This is a genomic window from Betaproteobacteria bacterium (assembly GCA_016791345.1).
Taxonomy (GTDB): domain Bacteria; phylum Pseudomonadota; class Gammaproteobacteria; order Burkholderiales; family JAEUMW01; genus JAEUMW01.
On the sequence record JAEUMW010000148.1, the window covers coordinates 1 to 4133 of the forward strand.

The window sequence follows — 4133 nt, forward strand, 5'->3', positions numbered from 1 at the left end:
TCCCCTCATCGCGGAGACTCTGGGCTCGCTGCTGCGGCAGCGCTATCCGGGCTCGTTCTCGGTGATTCTGGTCGACGATCACAGCACGGACGGGACTGCTGCCCGCGCGCGCGAAGCAGCGGCAGCGGCCGGTGCCACGGACCGCTTGACGGTGCTTGCGGGCGCGGCGTTGCCGCCCGGCTGGTCGGGCAAGCTGTGGGCGGTGGCGCAGGGCGTGCACCAGGCGAACCGGCTGCCGCAGCCGCCCGAGTACCTCTGGTTCACCGACGCCGACATCGCACACGAGCCGGACGCACTCGCCGCGCTGGTGACGCGCGCACGGCAGCACGACCTCGTGCTCACCTCGCTGATGGTCAAGCTGCGCTGCGAGAGCCTCGCGGAGCGCGCGCTGATCCCTGCCTTCGTGTTCTTCTTCCAGATGCTCTATCCATTCCGCTGGGTGAATTCCCCGCGACGCGCCACGGCCGCTGCAGCGGGCGGCTGCATCCTCGTGCAGACGACGGCGCTTGCGGCGGCCGGCGGAATCGAAGCGATCCGCGGCGAGCTGATCGACGATTGTGCGCTGGCGCGGCGACTGAAGGCGCACGGTCGCATCTGGCTCGGCCTCACCGAGCGTGCGCATAGCATCCGGCCGTACGTGGGGGTGCGGGAGATCCGGCGCATGGTTGCGCGTACGGCATATGTCCAGCTGCGCGAGTCGCCGCTGCTGCTCGCCGCGACCGTCCTCGGCATGGTGGTGACGTACCTGGCGCCACCGCTCACCGCATGCTTCGCGGGGGGCGCGGCCCGCCTGCCGGGGATTGCCGCGTGGGCGATGATGGCGTTCGCTTATCAGCCGACGCTGCGCCTGTATCGCAGGTCCTGGCTGTGGGGTCTGGCGCTGCCCGCCATTGCAGCCGCATATCTGCTGTTCACGCTCGATTCGGCGTGGCAGCACTGGCGCGGTGCGGGCGGGATGTGGAAAGGGCGCGCCCACGCCGGTTAGCGCACCCCCCGACAAGAGCCTATGATGCGGGCAAGCGGATCGGGAGCACGCACATGTCGAAGCGCACCGCAGGCAGCAGGACGGGTCGGGCGAGGACCGGATCGAAAGCGACCGCACCGAAGCCGGCGACACGCTCGGGCGCCAGGGTGAAGTCCGCAGCCAAGCCCGCCGCCGGGAAGCAAGGTCAGGCGCCGCGGTCCCGCCGCCAAAGGACCGTTGCACGCCCTGCGGTTACGGCACGCCCCCGCGCGCGGGCCGCGCGCCCGGCGCTGCGGGCGACGCTTGCTGCGCCTGCGAGTGAAGCGTTCGATACGACCGGCGTTCCGGTACAGGTCGTCACCGTCGCCGACTTGAGCAGCGGCAACCCCGCCAGCAGTCCGGGGAGCGCGGAGTACGCGTATCGCATTCTTGCCGAGGGCGACTCGTGGTTCACCATCGGCGGCATCCCGTCTTCGAATCTGCTCTACGAAATGCGATTGCCGCAGGCGGGCATCGTCTGCAACATCGCCTATCCGGGCGACACCCTGAAGCACATCGCCGAAATCGCGGACAACGACGATCTGCGGAAGCTCCTCACCGAGCGCTTCGGCTACCGCTGGCACGCGATCCTCCTGTCGGCCGGCGGCAACGACCTGGTCGATCGCGCGCCGATCCTGCTGCGCAATCCCGGAACCGGCAGCGGCGATGCGCGTGACTATCTCGTGAGCGAACAGCTCGAACGCCTCGTCTTCGACGTGCAAAGCGGCCTGCGCGCGATCGTCGGACTGCGCGATGGCGCGACCAGCGTCAATCACGACGTGCCGCTCGTCGTGCACGGCTACGACTATCCGACCGCGCGCAATGCCCCCGCGCGCTTCCTCGCGGTGCCCGTGCTCGGGCCGTGGCTGTTCCGCGCGTACGAGGCACTGGTAATTCCCGATGCCGTACGCGTTCCGATCACGGATTTTCTCGTCGATGTCCTGGCGGAAGCCATCAAGGTCATGGCGGTGGGGCCTGCAGCCTTGCCGCACGTGCACTTCGTCGAGACGCGCAACGCCCTTGAGCGGGCCGACGCGGGGAGCGCCGGCACCAGCGGCGACTGGCTGAACGAGATCCATCCCAACCATACCGGCTACCGCAAGATCGCCGCGCGCATCAGCGCGAGGCTGGTGGATCTGCTCGGAGGGTGATGGATGTCCCGATCTCGGGGCGGATTTCCGCTCCTCGATGGCGAGCGGGTGAGTGCCGCGGAGCCTGCCTTCGTGGGCGTGGCCGGGAGTACCCTGCCACTCGCCTGACCCGATCGCGAGCGGCAGCACCGGGAGCCAATAAGCCAAGGGGCCGGTCTGGAAGGACCGGCCCCTTGAATCGTGATGCGAGCTGAAGCGCGTGCCGCGAGCGGCTATGCCATCGCCTTGATCGCCGCCGAGAGCCGGCTCTTGTGACGGGCAGCCTTGTTCTTGTGCACGATCTTCTTGTCGGCCACCGAATCGATGACACCCATCGATTCGGTGAAGACCGCCTTGGCGGCAGCCTTGTCACCGGCCTCGACCGCCTTGCGCACCTTCTTGATCGCGGTACGAAGACGGGTGCGCAGTGCCGCGTTGTGCGCGTTGCGCACCACTGCCTGACGGGCGCGCTTCTTCGCCTGGGCGGAATTCGCCATGTATGAACCTCGGAGCCTGAATTCAGGAAAGCCGGAAATACTAGACGGATCACTTGCGATTTGCAAGCTGCGAGGAAGGCGCGATCGGCTAAGATAGCGCCCCATGAATTTGCTCAAGGCCCTTGCGACCGTGAGCTCGATGACGTTCGTGTCGCGGGTTCTGGGGTTCGCGCGCGACGCCATCATCGCCCGCGTGTTCGGGGCGGGACTCTACACCGACGCCTTCTTCGTCGCGTTTCGCATCCCCAATCTGCTGCGCCGCCTGTTCGCGGAAGGGGCGTTCTCGCAGGCCTTCGTGCCGGTGCTGGCGGAGTACAAGACGCGTCGCGGCGACGACCAGACGAGAGTCCTCGTCGATCATGTCGCCGGGCTGCTCTTCGCCGCGCTCGCGATCGTCACCGTCGTCGGTGTGCTCGCGGCACCCGTCATCGTCTGGGTGAGCGCACCGGGGTTCCACGCCAGCGCCGACAAGTTCGACGTCACCGTCTCGCTGCTCCGCGTGACGTTTCCCTACATCCTCTTCATTTCGCTCACCGCGCTCGCCGGGGGTGTACTCAATACGTACAGCCGTTTCTCGGTGCCCGCGTTCACGCCGACGCTGCTCAACGTGAGCTTCATCGCCTTCGCGCTCTTTGCGGCCCCGTATTTCGATCCGCCGATCATGGCACTGGCCTGGGCGGTCGTGGTCGGCGGCGTGCTGCAGCTTGCCTTCCAGGTGCCGTTTCTGGCGCAGCTCAAGCTCCTGCCGCGCTTTTCCCTGGGCCGGCGCGACGCCGGCGTATGGCGCATCACGCGGCTCATGGGGCCGGCGCTCTTCGGCGTCTCGATCAGCCAGATCTCGCTGCTCGTGAACACGATCTTCGCATCCTTCCTGGTGAACGGCAGCGTGTCGTGGCTGTATTACGCGGACCGGCTGATGGAATTCCCCGCCGGGATGCTGGGTGCGGCGCTCGGCACCATCCTGCTGCCCAGCCTCTCCAAGACCCACGCCAACGCCGATGGCGCGGAGTTCTCGAGGCTGCTCGACTGGGGGCTGCGCCTCACGCTGCTGCTCGCCGTGCCCGCCGCGGTCGCGCTCGCCATCCTTGCCGTGCCGCTGATCGCGACGCTCTTCCAGTACGGGAAGTTCGACGCGACCGATGTGCTCATGACGCGCCAGGCGCTGGTCGCCTACAGCATCGGACTCATCGGGATGATCCTGGTGAAGGTGCTGGCGCCGGGCTTCTATGCCCGCCAGGACATGAAGACGCCGGTCAAGATCGGCATCATCACGCTCGGCATGACGCAGCTCATGAATCTCGCGTTCGTCTTCCCGCTGCGGCATGCGGGGCTCGCGCTGTCGATCGGTCTTGCCGCCTGCTTCAATGCAGCGGCGCTGCATTACACACTGCGCAAGCGCAGCCTCTATACCCCGCAGCCCGGGTGGCGACGGTTCGCGCTGCAGCTTGGGGCGGCGGTGCTGCTCCTCGTCGTGGCGCTCTGGCTGGCTGCAGGCGATACCGC

General features: G+C 67.6%; 5 protein-coding genes. 3 read left to right on the forward strand and 2 right to left on the reverse strand.

What is annotated here, in order from left to right:
- The first annotated feature begins 7 nt into the window (after positions 1 to 7).
- On the forward strand, positions 8 to 985 hold the full coding sequence (locus JNK68_06040) for a glycosyltransferase (protein MBL8539916.1): 978 nt from the start codon (positions 8 to 10) through the stop codon (positions 983 to 985).
- Between the two features lie 19 nt (positions 986 to 1004).
- Here the strand turns inward: JNK68_06040 and JNK68_06045 are convergent, their stop codons facing one another.
- On the reverse strand, positions 1005 to 1148 hold the full coding sequence (locus tag JNK68_06045) for a hypothetical protein (GenBank protein ID MBL8539917.1): 144 nt from the start codon (positions 1146 to 1148) through the stop codon (positions 1005 to 1007).
- Positions 1149 to 1335: 187 nt separating this feature from the next.
- Between JNK68_06045 and JNK68_06050 the strand changes: the two genes are divergently transcribed.
- A complete protein-coding gene (locus JNK68_06050) occupies positions 1336 to 2154 on the forward strand; it encodes a hypothetical protein (protein ID MBL8539918.1) in 819 nt (272 codons plus the stop codon).
- A 212-nt stretch (positions 2155 to 2366) separates the two neighbouring features.
- On the opposite strand, the gene rpsT is transcribed toward JNK68_06050, so the two are convergent.
- The gene (gene rpsT / locus JNK68_06055) at positions 2367 to 2630 is read right to left on the reverse strand and encodes a 30S ribosomal protein S20 (protein ID MBL8539919.1); all 264 of its coding nucleotides are present in this window, start codon (positions 2628 to 2630) and stop codon (positions 2367 to 2369) included.
- Positions 2631 to 2733: 103 nt separating this feature from the next.
- Here rpsT and murJ point away from each other — a divergent pair.
- Positions 2734 to 4133: murein biosynthesis integral membrane protein MurJ (gene murJ, locus JNK68_06060; protein ID MBL8539920.1), on the forward strand; the 1400-nt coding region annotated here is incomplete at its 3' end.